Annotated in this window: 22 protein-coding genes and 2 pseudogenes; 12 read left to right on the top strand and 12 right to left on the bottom strand. The window is 66.3% G+C overall.

Translation table 11 applies throughout. From position 1 onward, the window contains the following. Positions 1 to 27 precede the first annotated feature (27 nt). From fxlM to ACFZAM_RS03915, 3 genes are all read left to right on the top strand, one after another. Positions 28 to 2106 (top strand): methyltransferase, FxLD system, encoded by a 2079-nt coding sequence (gene fxlM / locus ACFZAM_RS03925; RefSeq protein ID WP_391042458.1) that lies wholly within the window; start codon positions 28 to 30, stop codon positions 2104 to 2106. Positions 2107 to 2191: 85 nt separating this feature from the next. After that, positions 2192 to 3274, top strand: a complete 1083-nt coding sequence (locus ACFZAM_RS03920; protein ID WP_391042456.1) for a hypothetical protein — start codon at positions 2192 to 2194, stop codon at positions 3272 to 3274. Positions 3275 to 3465: 191 nt separating this feature from the next. Then, complete coding sequence (locus tag ACFZAM_RS03915) at positions 3466 to 4620, top strand: hypothetical protein (protein ID WP_391043535.1); 1155 nt, start codon at positions 3466 to 3468, stop codon at positions 4618 to 4620. A gap of 48 nt (positions 4621 to 4668) precedes the next feature. Here the strand turns inward: ACFZAM_RS03915 and ACFZAM_RS03910 are convergent, their stop codons facing one another. Next, on the bottom strand, positions 4669 to 5844 hold the full coding sequence (locus ACFZAM_RS03910; protein WP_391042454.1) for an ImmA/IrrE family metallo-endopeptidase: 1176 nt from the start codon (positions 5842 to 5844) through the stop codon (positions 4669 to 4671). After that, entirely contained in the window at positions 5813 to 6442 is a 630-nt protein-coding gene (locus tag ACFZAM_RS03905) for a hypothetical protein (protein ID WP_391042453.1), read from the bottom strand. The genes ACFZAM_RS03910 and ACFZAM_RS03905 overlap by 32 nt, the downstream gene beginning before the upstream one ends. Before the next feature lie 362 nt (positions 6443 to 6804). Here ACFZAM_RS03905 and ACFZAM_RS03900 point away from each other — a divergent pair, with 362 nt between their 5' ends. Continuing rightward, the gene (locus tag ACFZAM_RS03900; protein ID WP_391042452.1) at positions 6805 to 8373 is read left to right on the top strand and encodes a restriction endonuclease; all 1569 of its coding nucleotides are present in this window, start codon (positions 6805 to 6807) and stop codon (positions 8371 to 8373) included. 672 nt (positions 8374 to 9045) lie between these two features. On the opposite strand, the gene ACFZAM_RS03895 is transcribed toward ACFZAM_RS03900, so the two are convergent. Both ACFZAM_RS03895 and ACFZAM_RS03890 read right to left on the bottom strand, forming a co-directional pair. Beyond that, positions 9046 to 9297 (bottom strand): hypothetical protein, encoded by a 252-nt coding sequence (locus tag ACFZAM_RS03895; protein ID WP_391042450.1) that lies wholly within the window; start codon positions 9295 to 9297, stop codon positions 9046 to 9048. Positions 9298 to 9554: 257 nt separating this feature from the next. Further along, positions 9555 to 11036, bottom strand: coding sequence for a P-loop ATPase, Sll1717 family (locus ACFZAM_RS03890; RefSeq protein ID WP_391042449.1), 1482 nt, complete (start codon positions 11034 to 11036; stop codon positions 9555 to 9557). Between the two features lie 204 nt (positions 11037 to 11240). Here ACFZAM_RS03890 and ACFZAM_RS03885 point away from each other — a divergent pair, with 204 nt between their 5' ends. After that, the gene (locus ACFZAM_RS03885; protein ID WP_391042448.1) at positions 11241 to 11525 is read left to right on the top strand and encodes a helix-turn-helix domain-containing protein; all 285 of its coding nucleotides are present in this window, start codon (positions 11241 to 11243) and stop codon (positions 11523 to 11525) included. Between the two features lie 210 nt (positions 11526 to 11735). Here ACFZAM_RS03885 and ACFZAM_RS03880 read toward each other — a convergent pair. Continuing rightward, positions 11736 to 11996: pseudogene (locus ACFZAM_RS03880) on the bottom strand (hypothetical protein); the annotation flags it as partial. 359 nt (positions 11997 to 12355) lie between these two features. On the opposite strand from ACFZAM_RS03880, the gene ACFZAM_RS03875 reads away from it, so the two are divergent. Together ACFZAM_RS03875 and ACFZAM_RS03870 are read left to right on the top strand one after the other, a co-directional pair. Continuing rightward, positions 12356 to 12865 (top strand): HAD domain-containing protein, encoded by a 510-nt coding sequence (locus ACFZAM_RS03875; protein WP_391042446.1) that lies wholly within the window; start codon positions 12356 to 12358, stop codon positions 12863 to 12865. A gap of 144 nt (positions 12866 to 13009) precedes the next feature. Then, entirely contained in the window at positions 13010 to 14365 is a 1356-nt protein-coding gene (locus ACFZAM_RS03870; RefSeq protein WP_391042445.1) for a hypothetical protein, read from the top strand. A 246-nt stretch (positions 14366 to 14611) separates the two neighbouring features. On the opposite strand, the gene ACFZAM_RS03865 is transcribed toward ACFZAM_RS03870, so the two are convergent. Together ACFZAM_RS03865 and ACFZAM_RS03860 are read right to left on the bottom strand one after the other, a co-directional pair. Continuing rightward, positions 14612 to 14818 (bottom strand): hypothetical protein, encoded by a 207-nt coding sequence (locus ACFZAM_RS03865; RefSeq protein WP_391042443.1) that lies wholly within the window; start codon positions 14816 to 14818, stop codon positions 14612 to 14614. A 149-nt stretch (positions 14819 to 14967) separates the two neighbouring features. Next, complete coding sequence (locus tag ACFZAM_RS03860; RefSeq protein WP_355335901.1) at positions 14968 to 15615, bottom strand: response regulator transcription factor; 648 nt, start codon at positions 15613 to 15615, stop codon at positions 14968 to 14970. Between the two features lie 447 nt (positions 15616 to 16062). On the opposite strand from ACFZAM_RS03860, the gene ACFZAM_RS03855 reads away from it, so the two are divergent. Further along, positions 16063 to 16365 (top strand): trypco2 family protein, encoded by a 303-nt coding sequence (locus ACFZAM_RS03855; protein WP_355335899.1) that lies wholly within the window; start codon positions 16063 to 16065, stop codon positions 16363 to 16365. 545 nt (positions 16366 to 16910) lie between these two features. Continuing rightward, positions 16911 to 19496 carry a hypothetical protein gene (locus ACFZAM_RS03850; protein WP_391042441.1) on the top strand — a complete coding sequence of 862 codons (2586 nt, stop codon included), beginning with the start codon at positions 16911 to 16913 and terminating at the stop codon, positions 19494 to 19496. Between the two features lie 45 nt (positions 19497 to 19541). Here the strand turns inward: ACFZAM_RS03850 and ACFZAM_RS03845 are convergent, their stop codons facing one another. The 3 genes and pseudogenes from ACFZAM_RS03845 to ACFZAM_RS03835 form a co-directional block, all read right to left on the bottom strand. Next, a complete protein-coding gene (locus tag ACFZAM_RS03845) occupies positions 19542 to 21239 on the bottom strand; it encodes a protein kinase (RefSeq protein ID WP_391042439.1) in 1698 nt (565 codons plus the stop codon). A gap of 367 nt (positions 21240 to 21606) precedes the next feature. After that, a complete protein-coding gene (locus ACFZAM_RS03840) occupies positions 21607 to 22356 on the bottom strand; it encodes an NPP1 family protein (protein ID WP_391042437.1) in 750 nt (249 codons plus the stop codon). A gap of 252 nt (positions 22357 to 22608) precedes the next feature. Further along, positions 22609 to 22722 (bottom strand): annotated as a pseudogene (locus tag ACFZAM_RS03835) (IS5/IS1182 family transposase); the annotation flags it as partial. Between the two features lie 33 nt (positions 22723 to 22755). Here ACFZAM_RS03835 and ACFZAM_RS03830 point away from each other — a divergent pair. Further along, positions 22756 to 23094, top strand: a complete 339-nt coding sequence (locus tag ACFZAM_RS03830) for a hypothetical protein (protein ID WP_391043599.1) — start codon at positions 22756 to 22758, stop codon at positions 23092 to 23094. 52 nt (positions 23095 to 23146) lie between these two features. Here the strand turns inward: ACFZAM_RS03830 and ACFZAM_RS03825 are convergent, their stop codons facing one another. Together ACFZAM_RS03825 and ACFZAM_RS03820 are read right to left on the bottom strand one after the other, a co-directional pair. Further along, complete coding sequence (locus tag ACFZAM_RS03825; protein WP_391042436.1) at positions 23147 to 23638, bottom strand: hypothetical protein; 492 nt, start codon at positions 23636 to 23638, stop codon at positions 23147 to 23149. 11 nt (positions 23639 to 23649) lie between these two features. Beyond that, complete coding sequence (locus ACFZAM_RS03820; protein ID WP_391042434.1) at positions 23650 to 24114, bottom strand: hypothetical protein; 465 nt, start codon at positions 24112 to 24114, stop codon at positions 23650 to 23652. Positions 24115 to 24132: 18 nt separating this feature from the next. Between ACFZAM_RS03820 and ACFZAM_RS03815 the strand changes: the two genes are divergently transcribed. Both ACFZAM_RS03815 and ACFZAM_RS03810 read left to right on the top strand, forming a co-directional pair. Beyond that, positions 24133 to 24339 carry a hypothetical protein gene (locus ACFZAM_RS03815; protein ID WP_391042433.1) on the top strand — a complete coding sequence of 69 codons (207 nt, stop codon included), beginning with the start codon at positions 24133 to 24135 and terminating at the stop codon, positions 24337 to 24339. Further along, positions 24318 to 24716 (top strand): hypothetical protein, encoded by a 399-nt coding sequence (locus ACFZAM_RS03810; protein WP_391042431.1) that lies wholly within the window; start codon positions 24318 to 24320, stop codon positions 24714 to 24716. Before ACFZAM_RS03815 ends, ACFZAM_RS03810 begins: the two co-directional genes overlap by 22 nt. The last annotated feature ends 291 nt before the right edge of the window (positions 24717 to 25007 follow it).

The following is a 25007-nucleotide window of genomic DNA, read 5'->3' as shown; positions in this document are numbered from 1 at the left end:
ATCCCGCCGATCGAAGGACCCCTGCCCATGGACCCGGACCGCTGGTACCAGCACAACGTCGTCTTCACCGACCGCAAGAGCGGCCAGCGCGCCATCGCCGAACGCCTCGGCCCCACCCTCCTCGCGGCCGAGGAAGCCGGGCAGCTCGACGGCTGGTGGTTCATGAACAAGCAGCCCTGGCCACTTCGGTACCGCGCCGCGCGGCCGTCGTCGCTGGTCCAGTCGGTCCTGAGCGAACTCGTCGACAGCGGATCGGCGAAGTCCTGGCTGCCCGGCATCTACGAACCGGAATCCACCGCCTTCGGCGGAGCCCTTGCGATGGACGCCGCCCACAACCTCTTCCACGAGGACAGCCGGCACCTGCTCACCTACCGCCCCGGGCCCGGACAGCTGGGCCGCCGGGAGACCGCTGTCCTGTTGATCAGCACCCTGATGCGCGCCGCCAATCTGGATTGGTTCGAGCAGGGCGACGTGTGGACGAAGGCCGCCGCACTGCGACCGGCCACCGACTTCACCTCGGAACGGGCCGCCGCCCTGATACCGGCGATGCGCACGCTGATGACCGTTGACGCCCGCAGCCTGTGCCGTCCGGACCACCCGCTCGACGGGCGCGCCGAGTGGGTGGCCGCCTTCGAGCAGGCCGGAACGACGCTGGCCTACCTCGCCACCGGGAGCGGCCTCTCGCGTGGCCTGCGCGCCGTCATCGCCCACCACGTGATCTTCCACGCCAACCGCGCCGGCCTCCTCCCGGAGGACCAAAGCGCCCTGTTCACCACCGCACGAGAGGCAGTCATGGGATCGAGTGACACCACCGCGTCATCCGCCGAGGCCACGCCCGAGACCACTAGCGTCAAGGCAGTGACCACCGACACGATCGCCCCCAACGGGGCCGAGGCCGCTCGGCTCCGCAACGCCCTGGTCGACCAGATCCGCGCCTCCGGATATGCCCGCACGCCCGCCGTCGAGGCCGCGCTGCGCACTGTGCCCCGCCACCTGTTCGTACCTGACGCTCCACTCGAAGACGCCTACGCCAACAGCCCGGTCAACATCAAGTACGACACCGACGGCACCTCGATCTCCTGCGCCTCTCAGCCCGGCGTTGTCGCCCTCATGCTCGACCAGCTCGACGCCCGCCCCGGCGAACGCATCCTCGAACTGGGCGCCGGTACCGGCTACAACGCCGCACTCCTCGCCCACCTCGTCGGCGAGAAGGGCCACGTCACCACGATCGACGTCGACGACGACCTCGTGGAAGGCGCCCGCGCCCACCTTGTCACCGCCGGGTTCAGCAACGTGGAGGCCCTGACCCGCGACGGCGCCGTCGGCAACGCTGCAGGCGCACCATACGACCGGATCATCGCCACTGTCGGCGCACACGGCGTCCCGCACGCCTGGCTCGACCAGCTCGCACCGGGCGGACGCCTCGTCGTCCCCCAGCGACTCAAGGGCAGCGTGTCCCGCTCCATCGCCTACGGGCAGCACGACGGGCGCTGGACCAGCGTCAGCAGCAAGATGAACACCTTCATGCCCCTGCGCCGCGGCATCGCCGACGACGACCGCCGCGTCATCCCCCTCAGCGCCGACGGCACCGTGCGGCTCCAGGCCCCCGCCGGCCAGCCCATCGACGCCGAGGCCCTGACTGGCGTGCTGGACCAGCCGCGCGCCGAGGAGTGGACCGGCATGATGATTCGCGCGATGGAGTCGCCGGAGTGGATGGAGCTATTCGTCTCCTGCTCCCTGCCCTCCGGCCTGATCCGGATGCTGTTCCCGGCCGGCGCCAAGGGCACGCTGCTCACCGAGGACCCCTATCCGTCCTCCACCGCAGCCGTCGACGGCGGCGCCGTCACCTACCTCGCCCGCCGCCTGTCAGATGAGAAGACCTCCGGGGGCGGCAAACTCTGGGAGTTCGGCGTCATCGGCCACGGCCCCGGCAGCGCCGAACTGGCCGCTAAGGTCGCCGACGCGATCCGCACCTGGGACCGCGATTACCGGGGCCGCGAGGCGTCCTTCGAGATCCAGCGCCTCGACGCCCCGCCGATCGAACAACGGCCGGGCCTGTTCGCCATCGACACCCCGCTGAACCGCATCATCATCGACTGGCGATAACGCCAGCTCACGTTTGGGGGAGCCCGCACGCGCAGCTGGCGGGCTCCTCCGGTCCCTACCCACACCGTCACCGACAGGCGGCCCCATGGACCCGCACGGCCCGATAGCAAAACGCTTCCCCCTCGTCGCCCGCTTCCGCCCCGCCTGTCTGCCCCTGCCCGACCGCGTGCAGGCGCTGGCGGACCTGGCCAGCCGGGCCGCGGAGCAGAACGACCAGGGCCTGGCCTCCACCGTCTTCAACCAGGCCGCCCTCCTCGCCTCCGACATCGGCCTCCCCGACCTCGCCCGCCAGATGTGCCACCGCCACGCCCAGGCATACCTGACCGCAGGCCCGCTGCCCGCCATGAGCACCATCCGCGGCCTGGAACCCCTGATCAACCTCGCCCGCTTACAGATCCGCGCCGGCCACCCCGACAACGCCCGCCAACGCCTCCTCGACCTCTACGAAGCCGTCGGCACCGGCACCCCCGTCACCTTCGAGGGCATCACCGTCCCGGCCAACCTCACCCACACCGACGAGGACCGACGCGAAGTCCACGCGTGGCTCTGGCGCGTCCTCCTCGCCGACGGCACCCGCACCCTCACCACCACCGGCCGCTGGCAGGAAGCCCTCGCCCACATCGAGCAACACCACGGCATCGGCACCCGCATGCTCGACGGCCGCCAAGTCGCCGTCATCGCCGCGCTCACCACCGGCGACACGGGCCGCGCCACAGAACTACTCACCACCACAACACCGGGCGAGCCATGGGAGCAGGCCGTCACCACCTGCCTGACGGTGATCTGCCGCCGTGACGCCGACCAAGCAGCCGACAGCCATATCGCAGACCTACTCAACCTCTATCTGAGCCACGTAGCCAGACCGGGCCTGACCGTCTTCGACATCCGCCTCGGCCTCACCGCCCTCGACGCCATAAGCACCCCCGAGCACCCCGAAGCGCACAATCTCGTCGAGAACATCATCCGCCGCACCACAGATGACCGCGATGGATACGCTGCCCGCGAACTCCTGGCGCACCCCTGTACAGCCAGGCTCACCAGGGACAGCCAAGTCCAGGGCTGCCGAAATCTGGTCCGATCCTGTGCCCTCGGAACGGGCTCTCTCCCGGATGGCCTCTACGCCGACCTTGCAGCCACCATGGATACCGCCGAAGCGGCGCTTATGTGAACAGTCAGCGCTGCCAGGGGCAGCACGTAGAACGACCCTGCCAGTTCGAGACAAGAGGGACGTTACGGAGCGGCTGTGGCAACTCGCTGTGCGTGTTCAGCCTCAGAGGTATCGTCACGACAGTGGTGACTGGCGTGACGCTTGGTCGCCCTGCCCCTGGCAACTCTGTCACCAGCAGCCGTGGGAGGTCCCTGGTGATCGATCTCAGCAACTACGAACTGACCTGGCCCGTAACGCTGTTCGTTGCCGAAGCCAGCCACATATCTATGTCCGGCAAGCGTGACTGGGCATCAAGGGCCGAGTGGCTGCTCACCGAGGCATTTCATGGAGGCAGCGCCTGCTCTGATTTCGAGAGTGTGCCAGCCTCAGCCCCGAAAGCCGACGATCCCTGGAGTACGGAAGTCGTGGCCTCCTGGGACCTACCCCCCGTGCTCACACAGCGGATCTGGTTCCAGGAGTTGATAAAGCGCGCCCAGGAGCTACGGCAGTTCACGGAGCCCCGTCCCTACTGGCCGCACCGCAAAGGGAATGCTGGCATCAAAGGGCCGACAGACCCTGAGTCATTGCGGCTCGGCTTCGCACGGCTCATCCGGGAAATGCAGAGTTGCGGCTATCTTGCTGAACACTTCGGCGAGGAATGCGTCGATGTCGATGAGGAGCTGCCGAACGCCGCCGAGATCCTGGAGCTGCGACTAGGCTCTGAGGACCTCTGGCCCCTCAAACCGCAACGATGGGACGAAGACACCTTTTTCGGTCTGATAGAGGTCTTTCACGACTTGGTATCACGCCCGCGAAACCGAACCTTTCACTCATGGGACCAATGTGGTTGGCATCACCGTGAGTTCCACTCCGGCCCGGCACGAGTCCTGTATCGATGGAGGGTGAACCGATTGCTCATGGGTGCCGGCGTCCGCTATCGGTTGGCCGATGAGGGCGAGGACCAGGGACGGCTGGTGGCGATCACGGATGAGGCACGGACGGTCCTCGTACATCGCGCCTTGGCAGTTACCGATCCCGACATCAAACAGCGGACGGAGCACGCCATTGCCCTCTACCGCAGTCGCGGGGCCGCTACCGAAGAAAAGCGATCTGCGATCATCGTCCTGGCAGGAATTCTTGAGGAACGACGCGAACTGATCCGGACAGAGCTTGGAAAACCTGATGACGGCGCGCTCTTCATGATCGCCAACAAGTTCGAGATCCGCCATCGAGACGCATCACAGCAGGATGATTACGATCCCGCCTTCCTCGACTGGATCTTCTGGTGGTATCTGGCTACGGTCGAACTAACAACGACTCTCAGTCAGCGCAAAGAAACGACTAATGGAGCAGAGCCGCCCTTCTGAAAATCGTAAGCCCCTGCCTCTTCGGGTGGCCCGAGCTTGGGGTGAGCTTCAACGCGCCTGAGCGTCGGAGCCGTCATCGAAGGAGGGAGCTGGGCGAGGGCGGAATGCGACAACCCGTCCCGCCGGGGGTTGGTCGGCGGACGAGGGTCGCGAATCTGGTTGGGGTGCGATGGAGCGAAGCACCGCCGGCTGGATTGCCAGCGCTTCCGCTGCTGGAAGATACGGCTTGTCGCCGAACTGCTTGGACAGCAGCTTCCAGAGCAGCAGAGGTGACTCGTGGCCCACTGTCACGGGCTCGTTCTTGCGCCATCCTCGCTGGGTTACCTGCACGTAGAGAGACCGCTTGCGACTCTCGTCGATGGTGCCTACCGCAGCCCCTCGCATGATCAGAGCCTGGATCGAGACTCCCCAAGTAGCCTTCAACCGGGCGTAGCCTTCAAGCGTCAGTCGATCGGTGATCTCTTGCTCAGCACGGCCCTCCGGGACCAAGAGACTGCCAGCGAACCAGTTGGCCTCGGTCTCAGGGTCAGCTGCCTTGGGCCGGAATGAGTGCAGGACCATGTGTCCAAGTTCGTGGGCCAGAGTGAAGCGATCACGATCACCCTGCTGACCTGGGAAGTAGGCGATGAGGGCAGTTTCGCCGATACCCGCCCAATAGGACACCCCAAAGTGCTTGTTCGTCGTGCTTGATGTCTCCCCGTTGGGGTCTGGGAGGACGATGGGTGCGACAGCTACACCAGCCCGTTCCAGAGCACGGGTCAGGTGGGGAATCGGCTTGTCCGGCGCCAAACGTAGGGCAACCCGCGTCTGGGCGGCCAGCTCTTCGATGTCGCTACGGCTCACTTCCGCATTGGTGGCGAAAGGCAGTGGCGGAGCTGGATAGCCTGATCGGGTCGTGACCTCTTCCGTGACACGAAAACTTTCACCGTAAAACGCACTGATGCGCCGGGTGAGTGTGCGGCTCGCTGACGCCATCTTCCGGAACCGGAGAGAGTCCAGCGGGACCGAAGAGGGCTGAGCGAGGAAAAACGACATCGGGGTGTCCGTGGCTTCAGCGATCAAGCGCAGACGATCCTCAGAAGGCTCTCGTGCCCCCGTCTCTACTTGAGAGATCCAGCTCTGGCTGACTCCGGACATCGCAGTCAGGCTGGCACCTGTCAGTCCGAGGAGGTCTCGAAGGGTACGGAGCCGCTCACCGGGGGAAGCCTCCAGCGCGGTCGGCATCGAGTGTCTCCTCGTTGGGAAGTTGGAGTTCCAGACCTTCGTCCTGCGGCTCGAACCGCAGCCCACGGAGGTCCTCAGCAGTGGCAAGCAGGGGGAAGTCTAGATCGACTTCCGCCATCTTCCCGAAGGCCCACGGCCTTGTCGTTCGAACGACCCGGAAGAGTGGGGCGCCCTTGTGATCAATGCGCCAGAGGATGAGCAGCTTGTCGTGCGTCGGCCCCGACAGGGGTTCCTGCTGCACCGCAGGCAGCCGCGGGTTGTAGTAGTAGGCCCTTCGCTCGTGGTTCAGGCCCGGGGCGGGGACGTGATCGTCCCGGAAGCCGTGAAGAAGGCGCACTCGGTAGTCTCCGCCAGTCAGCCATAGCTCACCGTTACGAGCGTGGTTCCCGCTCAGCGTCCACGCTCCGAGACCGAGCTTGCACAGTCGGCTGTGGGCAAGTCCTCGGATCAGGTGGGTCCTCAACCAGCCGTACTGCGGGCTGAGAAGTTCCGGCAGTTGCTTGCGCTGGCGCTGGTGCGCCCAAGCGAAGGCGTCGTGAAACGGCTCACAGAGCTCTGCTGTGGCGTCGCGGATGAGCGCGACTTCGGGCTTAATCACAGGCGTAAAAATATCACAGGAAAAATTAAGGGTGGAGGGATATCTCGAAGTCACGCAGCGAGGCCAGCGCAGTCGCTGTCCGGCTTCAGACGCTGTCGAGACCCCAGAAGCCAGCCTCTCAGGCAGTCAGGAGCTAGCAACGGTGGACGCTGACGGGGCAGTTGAACGACTGCCCCACCACTGGTCAAGCGGGCCGCCGACCCGCCCCCGAGGAAGACAGCTCGGCGTCCAGTTGCCTCTCCATCAGGGCTGTTCGTGACTAGCGAGCTCCTCGACGAGGGCCTACTGACGCGATCGACTTGCTGCGGGATACTACGGAATGGCTCCGATTTAAGGATCGAGCACAGAGCTGAGGGGAAGCGGTGGCGGGGGCGAACGACCCATACGCACGGGAACTCGCACGGCAGGCCAGGGAGCAGGAGAAGGCCCGGAAGGCGGCCGAGGCCGAGGCCAAACGGAAGGCACGTGAGGAGAAGCTAGCGTACGAGACAGTCCGCGCGCAGGAAGCGGTCGACCGCACCAGCGTGACCGAGCACGACATCGAACTGTTATCGACGCTGTTGCGCACGGCGGTGATAGACGGACGTCCGCTGACCTTCGACGGATTGCGGCAGGAGTTCGTCCCCGCTCCGTTCATCCCGCCCGTCGGACGTACCAAAGCCGCAGCAACGCCTCGTTGGGAAGAATACGAACCGGAGCCGCCACGCGGTCTGCGTGGGGCACTCGGCTTCGGGCGGCGTGGGTATGAGGCGGAGGTCGAAGCGGCACACGAGCGCTTCGACAATGCGCTGCGGGATCACGCGCGCGATGAGAAGAAGCGCGGTGAGAAGCTACAGAGGGCCCGCGCTCAGCACGCGGAGCAGAACCAGGACGAGGCCGCTCGGATCAAGGCGTGGAATGACGCGCTTGAGCAGCGTCGCAGCGCCTATCGTGACCGGGATGTCGAAGCGGTCGAGTGGTTCATCGACCAAGTCCTTGCCGCTTCCACGTACCCCCACGGTTTCCCGAAGGCTCATCAGGTCTCATTTCAGGCCGATACGGGCGACCTCCTCGTTGAGATCGACCTCCCGTTGGAAGACGTGGTCCCGGCCGCTCGCGCCTACCGCTACGTAAAGGCGCGCGACGAGGTGGTGTCTGTCCCACGCCCCGAGAAAGAGCGGAAGGAGCTGTACGCATCGGTCCTGGCGCAGACGGCCCTGCGCACGGTGCATGAACTCTTCGTAGCCGACACCGACAGCGTGATCCAATCGATCGCACTGAACGGACACGTGGCCACCATCGACCGGGCCACAGGACGAAAAGTACATCCGTGCTTGATCACACTTCAGGCGGAACGCACCGAGTTCAACCAACTGGTACTGACCCATGTCGACCCACGGGCCTGCTTGAAGCGGCTGCGTTCGCTCATCTCACCGAACCCGTACGAGCTCGAACCGGTACGCCCGCTCGTCACCTTCGACCTCTCCAAGTACCGGCTCATGGACAGCTTGGATGTCGTGGCCGGCCTCGACAGCCGCCCCGTGCTGATGGACCTGAAGCCCACGGAGTTCGAACACCTCATCCGACAACTGTTCGAAGCCATCGGCCTCGACAGCGTGAACACCCAGCCCTCGAAAGACGAGGGCGTCGACGCAGTCGCGATGAACACCGACCCAGTCATGAAGGGCCTGTGCATCATCCAGGCAAAGCGCACGAAGAACGTGGTCCCCTTCGAGACCGTCTCCGCACTCGCTGGCGTCGTCGAACACAAGCGAGCGGCCAAGGGCATCCTGGTGACCACATCCTGGTTCGGCCGGGCCAGCGAGGCGTTCGCCAACGAGCATGGACGGCTCGAACTCCTCGACGGAGCGAACTTGGTGCACCTATTCAAGGAGCACATGAACCTCGACGTCATTCCCGGGCCGATACCACCGAAACGGCGCCCTCGGTAACCGCGGAGCCCCACCCGACATCCTCGCGAAACACGGGCCTGGTCCCGGCCCCGGTCTCATTGGCTCCCATCCGGCCCCGTTCGAACGGAACCGCCGCAGTCCAAGCGTTACCACCAGCCGTTACGGGAACGCCAAATCGGCGTGTGCCGACCCGCCACCTTTCGATGCACCAGTACCCCAGCGATATAGATGGGTTTGACGGCCCACCAACACAGCCACAGTTCGCATAGCAGTAGGTATCCAAACAACTTGAACCCGCCTGCGATGCAGCCCTGCCCCCCGCTGTTGCTTGTCCCGCGGCGGCGTGACCTACCGCCGACGTGGCCGCTGATCGAGAACGGGCCAGGGAGCGGGACACGCCAGTTCATGCGCACTGAGCCTCCCCCCTCGCACGAACGGCAGCTAACGCAGACAGGGCGGTGCAACAACGCATGAATCCCCCAGAGATGGCCGTAACAGCCGGATATACCCGACCGAGGCGTCGCATTTTGCCATACTGTGCAACCCAGAGTGTGCGGGTTCGAGGTACTCGATACCTCTTCGTCGATCGTGCCAGAGCGCACCCCTGCTATATCTGCGGCGACCAGATCCTCCAGGCCCCCAGGTCCATCGAGAACCTGCGCTTCGGAGCGATCGACGAGTTCGCCGACGAGGCCATGACCGTATGCCGTATCAGCTGATTCCGAACGATGCTTTGCCCTCATCGTCGCAGGGCTCATCATCCAAGTCGGCAACCTTCGTGAGGTTTGGGGGCAGTACAAGGTCGTAGTTCTCTGCAAGGAAAATCGTCTGTGCGTAGAGGCGCGCCTGCTTCGCAAAATCCCCGATCACGTAGGCGTTGGTGCCAGTCGACACCACGACGGCAATGATCGGGAGACCCTTGGCGGCTTTGCCCACAAACACGCGGAACGAGCGGTTGACCATCCGGCGAACGATGTGTTGGAGTTCGGGGTCCTTGGCATCGAACGTAGAGAGCGCCGACGAACCAGGGCGCGGGATTCCATGGTGGCCATGGCGGTGAACAGCCCCTGCCGCCCGCCCTGATCGAAGAGCCAGAGTTTGAGTTCGATCCAGGATCCCTCGTTCTCTGCGCCTGGAAGATGACCCCGCTCGCGCACCAGTCGAACAAGACCGGTCGCTTAACGTGTGCGGTGCTCCAGTCGCATCACTTCGTCGAATACTCAAGCAATACTGAATGCTTTCCAAAGCCCAGGATGCACGACCAGTTTGTCCTCGACTGCGAGGGCCGCATGCGGATTGCGGAACTTAAACCTGTAGTACTGATCGTAGGCGCTCACCGGCCCTCCCTCTGTTAGATTGCCAATGAAGCTGTTGTCAAACAGTGCGGCGATAGCCTTGTGGAGATCAAATCGCTCCCTGAAGCGCGGATCGGACTCCATCTTAGCCTCGAGCTCTCCATAGGAAACCTGCCGACGCCGCAAGGTGCCCAGGAGCGTAGCGATAGCCGTGATTTGATCTTGGTCAAAATATGCACTAAGCGCATCACGCATTTCACCAATGAAATACGTCTGCGAATACTCCGCAATTCCAGCCTTGGTCGAGTCGTTCGGAATCACTCCTGAGGCTCCCACGTGTTTCTGGATGATCTTCAAAAGCTGCAAAAGATCTCGGGGAGTGTGTCGGGTTTGCTTGAGAATAAAATCGATTGCCGCATCTGAGTCAATTCGAGGTTCGAAGTACTCATCAAAGACATTTGATGAGCTGCGGTCCGCCAGCCGAGCTCGCATATTCGCAAGCTTCACCAGATGACTGACGCGAAAGTCGCGCGGATTTTGGTACCAATTGAGGTCTAGACCATAGTCACTCTGGATCTTTCCGCCCCGCGTGAGTTCTAGCCGGGCGTAGAGATCTGTCCGGCAGCAGATGACAACCTTGATGGGTGCACCCGCTTCACGGTACATCTTATTAAGATCGACGACAGCCTGGATCAGCCCCCCTAGCATCTCTTTACGTCCCTCCTGGATCAATGAAAGATCATCCAGGCCATCAACGAAGAAGTAGTGACGTCTTTGACTCTTAAACCCGGCAGTCTCCGTCTGAAGGTAGTCGACCCAGTCGCTAATGCGACTCGCATCGGTATTGCGCTGGAACTCTGCCTTAATATTGGCTGGAAGCCCGATTGCACCCTCCGGAAGGCCAGCAGTGGCAGTCACCTTCTCGGCACGGAATTTCTTCATAGTCGCAGGATTCTGGGCCGTCACACCGTGCTTAGCAAGTTGCCTGCACGCGGCCGCGATCCGCTTTCTAGACTTGGCATCGGCCTGACCATCATCATTGATCCCAGAAGTGATCTGGACCATCAACTGAAGCATCCACGCAAAACGGTGCCTCAAGTGAGCATCGATTGAATCTGGTACGATTCCCTTGAATTCTTTGAGCGGGAGACTGTCTACCAAGATTGGGTCATGTGCAGCAAACTGGCTGGGCGCCCCTTCCGCCCGAACCTGCAGCCGTGCACCAATGGCCGATTTACCGGATCCCTTATATCCAAGAAGAAGGAATTCATGTGAATCTACAACCTTCTCCTCAATTCCATCGAGGTCGTAATATCCATCGCGAAGCAGCCTTGGGGCGATGCTGAACTCACTTCCTGAGTCCGCATACCCAAAATCGAACTGCTTGAAGGTCGATGACACAGCCATGGCGAGATGCTAGCAGTACAGATGAATCCAGTGAGCCTTTTCAGCGTGTCACCGATCGGGTGACCGGAGCGGCGTGAGGGCGGGGCCGCAACGGTCAGGGCTCCCGTGCCGTTGAGTGAGGTGTTCGACGTCTCAACCCGATGGTGCAGGAGCGCTGTTGGTTCCCTATTCTGCCGCACTTGGCCTGCCTCATACCCTGGTCGAGTGGGTCACGAGCCTCCCGAGGTGGCAGCGATGCGCACCGAGATTCAGATGGCCTTCGACCTCGGACAAGCGGTGTACGACCGCCGGACCGAACTGGGGATCTCCCAGACCGAACTCGCCAAGCGAGCCCGCATGACACAGCCCCAGGTGTCGAAACTCGAACTCGGCGGCACCGTCCCCACCCTTCCGCTCCTCGCCCGGCTCGCCGAAGCCCTCGACGCCTCACTCAACATCGCTCTCGACGGCGATACCTCCACCGTCGCCTTCATCGCGCACGCCGCCTGATGGCTACTGGTCTCAGTTCTGGTCTCATTCGCCGGCGTCCAGCGGCGTCCGGCCGCCCGTCTGCCGACCAGTCCACCGCAGGTCGGTATGCACCCGTCCATCGGCGGTCGACAACGTGACCCGTTGGAAAGCGTGTTGGGGGCAACCCCTCACGAGTTCGAATCTCGTATCCTCCGCCATTGCTCTCACCGGGCAATATGCCGATGGCCCTCACCGTTCGCGGTGGGGGCCATCGGAGTCTTCCCAGCCCCCGTTGTCCGGGTCTTTGCCCACAGCGGGCGTTCCCGGGTGGCCCCAGATGGCACCGGCGATCTTCCGCGCCACGTCCTTGAGCATGGCTCCGGCACATGCAGGTACCGCGCCCGCATGCTGGCAGACGTGCCCGGCTCCCACCAAGGGCCGTTTCCAGTCGTGGTAGTCCGTGTTCGGACTCAGCGGACCGCCCGGCGGTTTGATGAACACGTAAGTTGACCCTCACCCTGGCCAGGTCAGAGTGTCGGCCCCAGTTGATATGGTCCATCCCCGCGGGCGCGGGGAGCAGACGACCACGCCGTGGACATCGCCGATGTGGGAGGGTCCATCCCCGCGGGCGCGGGGAGCAGTCTGCTTGACCTGCGGTCGTTCCGTGGATGTCGGCCGCGCAGAACCAACTTCAATGAAAGCCGCAAAAAGAATATTTTTCCCATGGGCCGACACCTAGTCGTCCAGCAAACAGAATACGGACGGCAAGCGAGGCACCTGGCGGGCGCATCACGCGAACGGCGCGCACACCACGTGGCACAGTCGGCGATCCGCTTCCGGGACAACCTGTCTGCCCGTACGGTGCAGGTGTGCTCGCTCCCCCGCCCCGGCCCCTCCTCTTTCTCGACGTCGACGGACCACTCATTCCCTTCGGGGCGACACGGGAGGAGTACCCGGACGGATATCCGACGTACGTGCCGCAGGAAGCCGGTGCGAATCCGCTGCTTGCCAGGGTCGATCCGGCTCTCGGGCGCAAGTTGCTGGCGCTGCCCTGCAATCTGGTGTGGGCGACCACGTGGGAAGCCGAGGCCAACGAGTGCCTCGCGCCGCTCCTGGGGCTGGCGCAACTCCCCGTGGTCACCTGGCCGGAACCCTCAGAGGAACGCAATCCGTCCGGGCTGCACTGGAAAACGCGCACTCTTCTCGACTGGGCTGCCGAGCGCCCCTTCGCCTGGCTCGACGACGAGATCTCCGACGCCGACCGCACGTGGGCGCAGGCGCACCACCCCGCACGAACCCTTCTCCACCGCGTCGACCACCGCCACGGCCTCACCGACACGGACCTCGCCGCTGTTGCGATGTGGTTGCACGGCAGTTAGCGGTCCCCGCCCGGCGGTCACTGACAGAGCCACAGTCTGGCCGAATACCAACCTGCGCCGACCTATGCGCACTTGCTTGCGCTCCCCCGCCTCCTCCTACCGCCCTCCGGCTCACGTCATATGACATCAACGGAAGGGCTGTCGGTGAACGAGGACGAGTCCAAAGCCATCGCCGAGATCCTCGAAGAGCTGAGCACCACCTCCCATGTCCAGGTCCGCTCATCCGCCGAACTCGCCGACCAGGTCAGCAAGGCAGCAGCGGAGGAGGACAAGAAACGGTTGGAGGACGGGCGGGGTCCGCTGCGCCGCCGCACCGACTACCGAGCCGTTCGGACAGCTCCGCAATCGTTGGCACTCACGCCGTGGCAGGTCATCCACGCCATCGGCCTCGGTGCCGCCGCGGCCCGCCAGGGCGCGGGGCGAGGGCTCGCCGAGCGCTGGGGCAGCCTCCGCTACAGCCAGGCCATGGAAGCCAACCGGGGCCGTTACCTGCAGCTATCGTCCGAGGGACGCGATCTCCTGCGCTTCTACAAGGCCACGCAATCCGGGGAAATCGGCACCGGCTTCGCTTCGCTGCTGGCCGAGAACATCGTCAGGTCCCGGTACCCCGACCACTCGGTCTCTGTGATCCCGGCGGATGTCGCCCTCAAGGCCGGCTGGACTCTGCGCAGTTCCGGTACCGACGGCCGCCCGGAGGCGCTACAGCGACGGCCCCACTTCTTCGTCGAAGCCTGGCAACCGGGGCAGCCGTCCCACGTCCTCCTGCTCGCATCCAAGGGCAGACACAGCAGCGTTCGTCAGGTGCACAAGCAGCTCAGCACGGCCAGCGCCCACGTGGAGTCCGTGCACATCGGACCGTACGGCACAGTCCCGTACCTGCTCATCGGCACCGAGATCCCCACAAAGGAAAGCCTCGCCGTGCACGTTTTGGAGGTGCCGGGCGCCACCGCTCTCCGCCCGCCCGGGAAGCCATCGGCGCCCGATCTCGACCTCTACCTGGAACAGGAGAACCGCGCGGCCGACACCGTACGGCCCGCGGGTCATGGAGAGACGACCGTCCCCGGATTCCAGATAATGCCCGACTCCTTCGCCTGGTTCAGCTCCGTGCTGGCACGGACGGAAGCAGCCGTCCTCATGGCCTTCACTGGAGGCGGCAAGCCCACTGTCCAGTATCTGACCAAGGAACAAGGCAAACGCCACTTCCAGCACGACGCCTACGCCAACACGGCCAGGCTGCGCGACGCAGAGCACACCATCCACGGCATCGACTTCGTCGGCACCGATCACATCTATCGCCTCAACGGCACCCGAGTAGAGGCGTTCTCCGGCCTCCGGAGGAGCCTGTACCTGCACCTCCACCATGGGCGCGTCAACGAATACCGACGCGAGGTACACGACTTGCGCGGGCAGTGGCCGGACCACAGCACGTCGAAGCAGTGGAACGCAGTGTCCGTCCGCGCCGATGGAACCGTCATGGCCATCCGGCTCCGGGGCGAGTGAACTGGAGGGCAGACACAGCTACTGACCGGTCATCCCCGCTCGCGCGGGGAGCAGCCGACCATGTGCCCGCTCTTCGACTTCGCGCGGGGTCCATCCCCGCTCGCGCGGGGAGCAGGGCGGTCGCAGCTTCCTGCGCGGCGCGGGCTTTGGTTCATCCCCGCTCGCGCGGGGAGCAGTCTGACTGACCTGCAGTGATTGCGTGGACGCGAGCCGCACAGAACCAACTTCAGAGAAGTGGCGGCGTCCCTATCCCAGCATCGCCCGTGTCATCACGGGCGGTGATGCGGTGAGATCCAGCGCCGCCTCCTGCTCGGCGTAGGCCTCGCGCCTACGCCCCATGAGGGTGAACGCCTGCGAGAAGTGGACGTGGTGTTTCTGGAGCGGGTGGCCGAACCACGTGTCGGCGGCCTGACTCCCGTCGATGCGCTCCGCGATCAGGCGGGCGTCGGCCACAGAACGAAGCGCGCCTTGGTGGTCCCCGGCGGACGCGAGTGGCCGAGCGGGTCGCGCTGGTCACCGGGTGGTGCTGGATGATCGCCACCAGTCCGGCGATCTCGGCGGCCGTGGCTCTGCGGCCACTCCCTGTGGGACACCGACCGTGTTCAGTTCCCCTCCAGGCGCCGGTAACTCTCCTGAGTGATGAGGCGGTATCCGACGTTGCGCACCGTCGCGATGAGGCCGGGGACGGCCAGTTTCGACCGCAGTTCGTGGATATGCACTTCGAGCGCCCGTTCCGGGTCCTTCGCACCGTTGCGTGACAGGCAGTTGACGAGATGGTCCCGGCTCAGCGCCTGGCCGGCCCGACGGGCCAGCGTCACGAGCAACTCGTATTCTGTCGGCCGCAGTTCCACTTCGGTCCCGCGCACGGTCACCCTCCTGGACTCCTGGGAGATCCGGAGCGGTCCGTAGGCGATGTGGGAGCTGCTGTTTCCCGTCGTGACGGCGGGGGCCGGGTGTCCCGCGATGCGCAGCCGTGCGACCAGTTCATCCAGGCTGAACGGCTCCACGAGGAATTCGTCGATCCCCGCCTCGCGCCCGGCTTTCCAGGCATCCGTGTCGGCGTGCCGGGTGATGGCGACGATCGGGGCGCCGCAGGCGGCACGCAGCCGTCCGCACTTTCCCAGAACCGGATTGTTGATCGTGTCGCACTCCAGCAGAACGACGTCCGGCCAGTGGCCCGCCAGCGCCAGCTGGTCGATCCGCGGCACCGTGAGAAGGGCGAACCCCATTGGCTGCAGGAGGATCACCATCTCCCTGTGCCGACGGACGGGACCTGTGAGCAACACCTTCATGACGGTCAGTCAACACCACGCCGAAGCTCATCGTCAGCTCAACGCGGGAGGTGCCCCGCGGTCATGTCGTGGTGAGCTGGGAACGCAACACTGCCACGTCGGGGGCTGCTCGAAGTGGCCGGTTCCGGCGCGGCCAGCACCGCAGGAAACCACGGGGGGACACGCACTGATCGGGCCCCCTCGCCGAAGAGAGAGCTGCCGAGGACATGAACAAGAAGAAAAGCCGCGGACCGGGGAACACCAGGCGCAGGGGCGCTCTGGGCTGCGCGATCTTCCTGCTGGGAGTCGCGTCACTGTGCGCCTGCAACGACTCGAACATCTCGAAGTTCGATGCGGCTCCGGCCCTCCCCCGCGGTGTGGCCGCACCGCTCCATGGACATGGCTTCCCTGCCTGGGAGCACATTCGTGGACACTGACGCGAGCGTGGGCCTCGCGGCGGCGGTGCTCGGGGTGCGCGCCGAACTCCAGGCGGCGATGGCTGAGGGCGCGGGGCAGGACCTGCGGTTCAGGGTCGGGCCGGTGGAACTCGAATTCGACGTGTCCGTGGTCCGGTCGGGCGGGGCCGGGGCCAAGGTCTACGTGCTCAGCGGGAAGGTGGACCGGACCTCGACCGTGACGCACCGCCTGAAGCTGACGCTCTCCCCGCTGGACGATCGCGGCCACGACATCCTGGTGAACGGCACCCTCCCCGCGATCCCGGAGTTCTAGGCCGAGCCGACGGAAGGGACGCCATGAAAAGCAGTGGAACAAGTCGCGTGATGGAGGTCTTCGCGGAGCCCCTGCCGCGCGGCGAGGTGCGGATCGGGACCGGGACGTGGATCGGGGGAAACCTGATCCTCACTGCCCGGCACGTACTGCTGGACGAGGAGCGACATCTGGAAACCGTCGCGGTGCGTTTCCTGAACCGCCCCGGCCTCGTCCGCGCCGCCGTCGCCTGGCTGGGGGACGGCGACCTTGACGCCGCTGTGCTGCGGGTCGTGGAATCCGCCGACAGCGCTTGGCGGCCGCCCGATGTCACCGCCGAGCTGAGGTGGGGTGTGCTGAGCGGGAGTTCACCCGTACGTGTCAGCGCGGTTGGGCTGCCCGCGAGTGTGCGCCGTCATCCCGACAGCGGCGGTGATTCCGATCAGGTCGAGGGGTCCATCGGCCCCCTCGCCGGGCAACGCGCGGAGCGATATCAGTTGGGTTTGGTCATCGCCCCGGACCGGGACCCGTCCGGCGGCTCGGGATGGGCCGGCATGTCAGGGGCCGCGGTGACCTGCGGCCGCCTGGTGTGCGGCATCGTCATCGAGGATCGGAAGAACTTCGGAAGCAGACGGCTGAGTGTGCTGCCGGTGTACGTCATGGCCCGCAGTGCGGAATTCCGCGCGCTCGTGGAGGAGGCGACCGGGCGCCCCCTCATGCTGGAATCCGCCGAGCTCCAGGGATACCTCGCCCCCTGGCACCTCGACATCCGCCCGAGGACCCCGGCCTGCCTGCTCCGACCGGAATACGAGACGGTGCCTTTCCGGTCGCGCGCGGAACTCGTCGAGCTGAGGGAGTGGTGCGCGGCCGACGGAGCCCTCTCGGGACGCCTGGTGATCGGGAAAGGCGGCCAGGGGAAAACCCGGCTGGCCCGCGAGCTGGCGGCGGAACTTCTGAGCGAGGGCTGGACCGTCGGCCGTCTCCGCACCCCGGAGCACGCGGCCGCCTGCGCCGCACCCGCTGAGGCAGGGTCGCGTGACGTCGCGGAGGCAGTCGCCCGCACCACCTCCAAGGTATTGCTGGTCGTGGACTACGCCGAGAAGAACGTCACCGCGATGCGGGCGCTGATCAACACCCTCGCCCTCGACACACCGCTGAGCCAGGTCCGTGTCCTCATGCTGGCTCGCAGCGACGGGGAATGGTGGCAGAAACTTCAGCAAGAGGACAAATACCAGGTCCTCTCGCACCCGCCCCTCGAACTGGGCCCGCTCGCGGAAGCGGACCGCGCCGAGACCTACGCCGAGGCCGTGAAGTGCTTCGCGGCGGCACTGCGGAGCGTCGAGGGCTACGCACACACCGACCTCGATCCCCTGCCGCTCGACGCCCCCTCCCCGGATGTGCTGCGTGACGGTCATCCGCTGACGCTCCACAACGCCGCGCTGGCCGCCGTGCTTGAAGCGGCGTCGGTCGACGGGAGAACCACTGGCGGGAAAGCGCCCATGGACGTCATCCTGGCCCACGAGACTCGTTACTGGGCGTCTATGGCCGAGTCCCGGGGTCTCGGTCACGAGCCGCCCGTGACCGCGCTGACCGCCGCCCTCCTGGTGGGGGCCGCAGACAGGGACGAGGCCGAACGCACCCTTGCCGCCTTGGAGGACACCGGACCGAGCCCCGCCGCCACAGCCGATCGCCGCCGCCTCGCCGCCACGATCAGCGACCTGTACCCGTCCTCCGGAGGGCAGGGGTACTGGGGCAGCCTGCAACCGGACAGCCTCGCGGAACACTGGTTGAAAAAGGCGCTCACCGAGGAGCTCGACGGGCGCGCCCTGCTGTCCAGAGTCCTTCCCGCCGTCAGCGACCGGCAGGCAAGGCGCGCCCTGGGAATCCTCGGCCCGCTGGCCGACGAGACTCCGCTCCTCGAAGGCCCTGTCCGGGAGCTGATCGCCGAGCACGCGGAGCGGCTCGCCCGACCGGCTGTCCAGGTGGCGCTCCGTTCCCGGACGAGCCGCGTCCTGTCCGAGGCCCTCCGGGAGGTGCGGATGGAATCCTTCACCGACGCCCGGGCCGTGACGGCTCTTCTTGAGGCAATTCCCCAGAGCACGCAAATGCTCGCCGAACTGGCCCTGTCCGCGGCGCTCCGCCAGGTGTCCGACCGCCGCCGATCGTACAGTCGCCACGGCTCGATCCGTTCGCTTCAGCGCCGCACACGTCTCGCGGACCTGGCACGGGCTGAGAGCGAGGTCGCGTTCAGGCTGTTCGACGCGGGTCGGTATTGTGACGGTCTCGCGTACGCCGACCGGGCCGAGAAAAGGCTCGAACGACTGACGCGGGCCAGGGCCACAGATGAGGAGAGGTCCCTGTACGCCTCGGTGCTCAGGACCCGCGCGACGCTGTTGAACTGCGTGCGCCGACGGCGGAAAGCACTCCGTGTCATCGATCACGCTATCGCGATCCACAGGAAGCTGGCCGACTCTAGCCCTGACGGGCAGGCAGAGTTGGCGTCCGCCCTCCGCAACCGGGCAGCGTACCTCCACGGGCTCAAACGGCACCCGGAGGCCCTTGCCTCGATCGGCAGCGCAATCGGCATCCAGGAGCAGTTCCGCGACGTCCTCCCCGACACCCGGGCCAGCCTGGCGAAGATGCTCAGTATTCAGGGGCGGTGCCTGACCGCACTGTCGAGATCCGAGGAGGCTCTGGAGGCGTTCGACAGAGCCGTCCGGCTCCGCGAGGACCTCGCCGCACGGTTCCCCGACACCTACCGCACCAGCTTCGCCGACATCCTGGTGGCCCGATGCGGGACGCTGACCCACCTTGACCGGTACGGCCCCGCTCTGCGGGACCTCGACCGCGCGGCGGGAATCCACGGGATGCTCGCCTTCCGCAACACCGATGACCGGATCGAGATCCTCCAGTCCCTCCTCCGGCTCCAAAAGAACGTCAGGGGGCGATGGCCGAAGGGGGCCGACCGGATCGGCGAGCACCTCGCGGCGCTCACCCCCGACGACCGAGAGACGGAGCACCGGTTCGGGAGCGCCCTGCGTCGGTGGACGAGCCCCGTGTGCGAGCGTCCGCGCGTCACCTGCCGCTGGACCTGCTCCGCACGCCGTCCGCCTCGCACCGCAGCCCCGGCCCGTCGGTCCGCACCGGCGCCGTGACGCCCGTCGGCGTCCCGGCCTCGCTGGAGATGCCCCCATGCCGGGCTACGCCCCGGGACGCTCCTCGCACTTGCCGTATCCCGCGGCCCCTTGGACGTCGTGACAGGCGAAGGCGTGGTAGGTGCCGGTCACCCATTCGGTGTGCAGACCTCGCGTCCCGTCCGACATCAGGGGTTCCCATTCACGGTTCGCGTCGGTGCCGCAGCCGATGTGCATCGTGTAGTACTCGCTCTTGGGAAGCGTGCGCCGCCACGTCGTCACACCGCCCGAGACGACCTTGGTGGCCTCCCCCCTCCCCGTGTCCGCCTGCACGTAGAGGCCGTCGTCCACCGGCTTTCCCGAGTCGCAGGTGACAGAAGCGGTGATGGAATACGGGCCGCCCGCCGGAGTGGTCGGGGCCCGGGTGGGCACCGTCGACGGCGTGGTGGGGTCGGTCGTGGCAGGGTCGGTCGTGGCAGGGCCCCCCGTGGGAGGGCCGCCCGTGGCCTCCGTACCGGGTCCGACGGCGGGGCCGCCCGCCGCGCCGTGGTGCGTCGGGCGCGGCGAACGGGACGGATGGGGCGCGGTGGACAGCGGGCCCCCGGCCGTGGGGGCCGAGTTCGCAGAAGCGGGGAGCGAGGGCGGGCCGGACGCACTCGGACGCGCTCGGTGGTGCTGGGGCGTCGTCAGGACTGCCGTCACGCCGACGCAGAGCACCACCGCGGCCGCCGTGAGCACAATCGCGCGCACGCTGCGGCGACCCGGCTCCGCGCCCAAGGACACCGACGGGGTGGGCCAGGGGCGCTGTTTGGGCACCGACGTGCCGCCCCGGCCGGCCTGGGCCCTGTTCCGCAGTACGGCGGCGAGGCGACCGGGCGCGGTGCGGGAGGCCCGGTCCGCAGTGCCATCCCCCTTTCGCCACCGCGATACGCCATCGGCGCCGAGGCCGACCAGAGCGGCCTGAACGGCGTCCGCCATCTCCGCCGCGTCGGCGAACCGGTCCTCCGGAGCCTTGGACAGCGCGCGCAGCACCAGCTTCCGCACGGCGTCCGGGATCCCCTCGGGCATGTCCGGTACCGGGGCCGAGGCGTGCAGGGCGACGTAGGACTCCGGGTCCTCCGCGTAGAAGGGCGGCTGACCGCACAGACACTCGTACGCGATGACCCCGACCGCGTACAAGTCGGCTGACGCCGTGACCTCGCCCGGCCCGGCCTGTTCCGGGGCGCTGTACTGAGGGGTGCCCATGACCATGCCGTGGGAGGTCAGCCGGGCCGCTCCCACCGCCCGGGCCACGCCGAAGTCGGTGACAATCACCTTGTCACCGTCACCGAGCATCAGGTTCGCCGGCTTCAGGTCCCGGTGCGTGATCCCGCGCTCGTGCACTGCCCGAAGGGCGTCGAGGACCTGCACGACGATCGTCAGCGTGCGGACGACGCCCAGCGGCTCGGCCAAGTCCGTGAGTTCGCTCAGGGGACGCCCGTCGAGCAGGTCCATCACGAGGAAGGCGGCACGCGGGTCGTCGCTCTCGCCGAAGTCGTGGACGGTCACGACGCCGTGATGCTTCAGGCTCGCCAGAATGCGCGCCTCGTCCCGGAAACGCTCGGAGAACCGGGGACTGTTCATTAGGCCTGAGTGAAGAAGTTTGACGGCGACCTCGCGTCCCAGCACAAGATCCCGTGCGCGCCACACCTCACCCATCGCCCCCGAACCGACGTACCGCACTAACCGATACCGATTCCGCAGAACGACGTCTTGTCCGCCCATGCCTATCCCCCGCGCTCCGATGTCCCGCCCTGTCCCGTGGTCTGGCAGGATAGGTCACCTCGTATGGCTGACCGCACATATGCGCCACCTCTGCGGCTGCCTAAGTCCGGCCTCCGAGTTCGGCGTTGGGCTGGTCGGGGGAGCCTCGCCGTGAGTCGTATCGGATGCGCCGTGGGAGCGGATCGAGCCGCTGTTGCCCAAGTGGGAGCGGCGGTTCCGGTATCCGCGCCGCCAGCGGGTTCGACAACGGACCGACACGCACGACGCCCCCGCGTCGGCGGGGGCGTCGTGGTAGTCAGGGCTGGCCGGGGTGACCACTCTGGAGCGCACCGTGGTTAACGGGGCGCTTCCGCGTGGGCGGCAGGCGTCATGCGCCCTGGAGGTCGAGGGGGATGTACCGGTTTCCCCTGGCCTGGTTGAGCTGGTCGCCGAATGTGCCGGTACCGAGCTTGATCGTGGCGCTGCCGAAACTCGTGTGATAGATGAACTTGTTCCGGAAAGCGACGCTGGGATAGCCGTTCCAGCCGACCAGGCGCGGGAAGAACCAGTTGCCCGTGACGTTCTCGACCGCGTCGTCACCGCTGTTGGCGAATCGGAAGCAGTGCGTTGAGCCGCCGTCCTTGTGGTAGACGACTTTCGGGTGACCGCCGGGGTCGAAGCGAACCTGACTGCGGTCGTGGGTCTCCCAGCCCTTGTGCTGCGAGACCGAGACGTACTGGATCTGGTTGTTCTGGACCCAGACGATGACGTGCTCGAAGTCATGACGGTGGCCAGCGCAGGCGCCGGAAACGCATGCCGAGACCTGGTCCTTCTCGAAGTAGCTGGCGTACATGATCGCGCACCATCCGTGGTTGCACCACTTGCGCGAATAGGTGTTGGACTGGTCGAGTTGACCGTAGTCGTGGCAGTGCCCATTTGTGGCGCCGCCCGGCTTCAGTCCCGGATTGACGTATCCGTCAGAGCTGATCGCCGCTGTCGCGTAGCAGCCGTCCCCGTCGTAGTCATAGGCGGGAGAGAATGCCTGCTCCGTGCCGTCTGCGTTCTGCGGCATTTTGTTGATCACATTGGCCTGCGCGGGCGCCGAAAGGGCCAGGATGAAGGCGATTGCGGCGAACACGCTTACCGCCGCTGCTCCCCACCGCCCACGTGGCGCGCGCCGCGTTCGAGGTCTGGGAGCCGACCCCTCGGTCCGTTCGACTGCGCTAGAACCTTCCACTGAATTCCTCCCTGGGCTCGGAGTCGTTGCCTCACGCGAATCTGCTGGATCCGCGGGATTTCTCCCAAGGCGCCTTGGGACAAGCACATTTCACCACCCGCGGATCTGCGGGCTTAACAGCGTTGAGGTAACGCTGAGCTTTATAGCGGAAGGGGACTTTAGCCGTGCGATGCCGCGTTCGACGGGGGTACGTGCCTGGGCGAGGGCTCGGTTGACGGTGCGCCGGGTGGGGGTAAGTGCCCCGCAGGCTGGTCGTCTGAGACCGGTGGCAGCTGGTTCGTCTGGGAGGCGGACGGCTGGATGAGCCCCGAGCCGTTCGACGGCACCGCCGCACGGGTGCCCGGCATCGCCTTCCCCCTCACCAAGGAGTGGCAATGGGAGTACGACTACTCCGACGACACCCTCCACTCGTCACTGCTCCACGAGACCTACCTGCACGGCTCGGCGCTGCTGGGCAAAGGCAGACCAGGCGCGTACTGGACCCTGGTGGTGGCCGGGCCGCAACGCGGCCAGGTGTGGTGGCTCAGAGACGGATGCGCCGCGCCCTACGCCGATGCACCACATGATCAGCAAGCAGGCGACTTCCTGACCTGGGCGACTGACTGGCACACGGGACACAGCTGGTGGCGAACCGAGTAGCCCCGCCACTCGCAACTCGCGTGCTGGGAGCGACAGTAGGGACGCGTTGAGGTCACGCGATACGCCGTGCGGCTCCCGTCGGCCAGATGACGGTGACGGGGATGCCGAGGGCGCGGGCCTCTTCGACGACGTCGGCGGTGCCGCCGCCTTCGGTGCCGGGCGGCATGCCGTTCCAGACGGCGACAAGACGGTCGGCCCGGCGGAGCAGTTCGCTGTTAGCGGCTTCGTATGCTTCGCGACCCGCGGTGGCGTGGTCCATCACCACCGCCTCGGTGGCTGCGGCCAGCAGCCGGTCGAATTGGGCGGCGTGCGCATTCTTGACCTTCGTCTCGCGGTAGTCGCGGGAAGGGATCACGGCGACGAGGCTTCCGCCGGCGTCGAGGACGGCTTCGGCGAACAAGGAGTCCGCCCCGGCGGCGATACAGGAGACGCCGACCAGTTCACCGTCCGCCACGTCACTCATCAACTCGCCGAGGGCTGCGCGAACCAGGGGGACAGAAGCATCGGTGAGGTCCATGTGGCCGGTCACGGCGAGGATGGTCACAGCGTTCCTTGTCAGTCGGCGAGTTGCTCGCGGAGCCTAGCGCGCGCTTCTCGTACGGGTGCCGACGTTCCGTGACCCACCGTGTAGGCGTACAGCTCGGCCATGCCCTCTCGCACGCGTCCGGAGTGGACGCACTCGGCGACATCGCAGGCTGCGTGGGTCTCGGCAACGGCTGCAATGAGGTCGCCGGAGAGGAAATAGACCTCGGCCAGGCCGAGGCGGTCCAACGCGTGTGATCTCCCGGCCTCCGGACCCCGACGGGTGAGCGCGGTGCGGCTCTGTTCCTCGGCATGCCCGACGTGGAGCCGAGGGTCGCGCCGGGCGAGTTCCAGCAAGCGACCGCCGGTGACACCGGCGAGTTCCGCTTGATCGAAGTAGCCGATCCAGTACGGCTCGTCGAGACCGGCGGCTGCAAGCACGTGCCGAGCTTGCTCCGTAGCCCGGTTGAACGCCGCTGTCCTGCCCAGCGCGGCCAATGCCCATTCCTCTCGCGTGTGGAGCATCGCGCGGAGCCGGGGTCCGGCTTCGTCACGGACACCCTCTGTGCGGAGGGGTGGATCACCACTCCCGAGGTCGAGGCCGTGATGCGCGCCGTCTCCCGGAACGCGTTCACCCCCGAGGTGAGCGTGAGGAAGGCGTACGAGCCGTACGCGGCGGTGCCGACGGCCAGGTCACCACGGTGGACATCGATCCCGTCGTGACCGACCGGGCCCGCCTGCCGCTGGACGTACACGGCTCCGGGCGGGTCACCGTCGTCACGGCCGACGCCGCCCAGCTCATCCCCGGCCTGGGGAAGGTCGACGTCCTGATGGTGACCGTCGACGCCTGGGACGTCCCGCCGACGTGGATCGACCAACTCATGCCCGGCGGTCGCCTGGTGGTGCCGCTGCGGATGCGGGGCCTGACCCGTTCCATTGCCTTCACCCGCGTCGGCGACCACCTGGAGAGCGAGTCCGCGAAGATCTGCGGTTTCGTGCCGATGCAGGGCTCCACCGCGCACAACGAGGAGTTGCTGCTGGTCAACGGCACGCCGGAGATCGGGCTGCTCTTCCCCGCGGGCGCGGGGAGCGGTATTTGATCACCGTGCTGTGCAGGGAGGTGGCGGGCCCATCCCCGCGGGCGCGGGAGCAGCGTCGCCGTTGCCTGGCGGAAACTCCAGATCGGGGTCCATCCCCGCTCGCGCGGGGAGCAGGCTGCCTGACCTGCAGTCATTGCGTGGACGCAGGCCGCACAGGACCAACTTCAGAGAAAGCCGCAAAACATGTATTTCCACCCTCGCGCCGACATGCAGTCGCCCAGTCTACGGCCACCGAGAGGGGCCCGGCTACGCGAACCTGGCCGCCCTGGCCGCACCAACTTCCAGACGGCT

The sequence above is a fragment of the Streptomyces sp. NPDC008079 genome (assembly GCF_042957385.1).
Lineage (GTDB): Bacteria > Actinomycetota > Actinomycetes > Streptomycetales > Streptomycetaceae > Actinacidiphila.
This window is presented reverse-complemented; position numbering and strand designations above follow the sequence as displayed.

Bases quoted from the DNA above. Each gene is read 5' to 3' on its own strand.
- fxlM (WP_391042458.1), top strand. From the start codon at position 28: ATGGACCCGGACCGCTGGTACCAGCACAACGTCGTCTTCACCGACCGC.
- ACFZAM_RS03920 (WP_391042456.1), top strand. From the start codon at position 2,192: ATGGACCCGCACGGCCCGATAGCAAAACGCTTCCCCCTCGTCGCCCGC.
- ACFZAM_RS03910 (WP_391042454.1), bottom strand. From the start codon at position 5,844: ATGCCGACCGCGCTGGAGGCTTCCCCCGGTGAGCGGCTCCGTACCCTT.
- ACFZAM_RS03895 (WP_391042450.1), bottom strand. From the start codon at position 9,297: ATGGTCAACCGCTCGTTCCGCGTGTTTGTGGGCAAAGCCGCCAAGGGT.
- ACFZAM_RS03890 (WP_391042449.1), bottom strand. From the start codon at position 11,036: ATGGCTGTGTCATCGACCTTCAAGCAGTTCGATTTTGGGTATGCGGAC.
- ACFZAM_RS03860 (WP_355335901.1), bottom strand. From the start codon at position 15,615: ATGGTGATCCTCCTGCAGCCAATGGGGTTCGCCCTTCTCACGGTGCCG.
- ACFZAM_RS03845 (WP_391042439.1), bottom strand. From the start codon at position 21,239: ATGGGCGGACAAGACGTCGTTCTGCGGAATCGGTATCGGTTAGTGCGG.
- ACFZAM_RS03830 (WP_391043599.1), top strand. From the start codon at position 22,756: ATGAGCCCCGAGCCGTTCGACGGCACCGCCGCACGGGTGCCCGGCATC.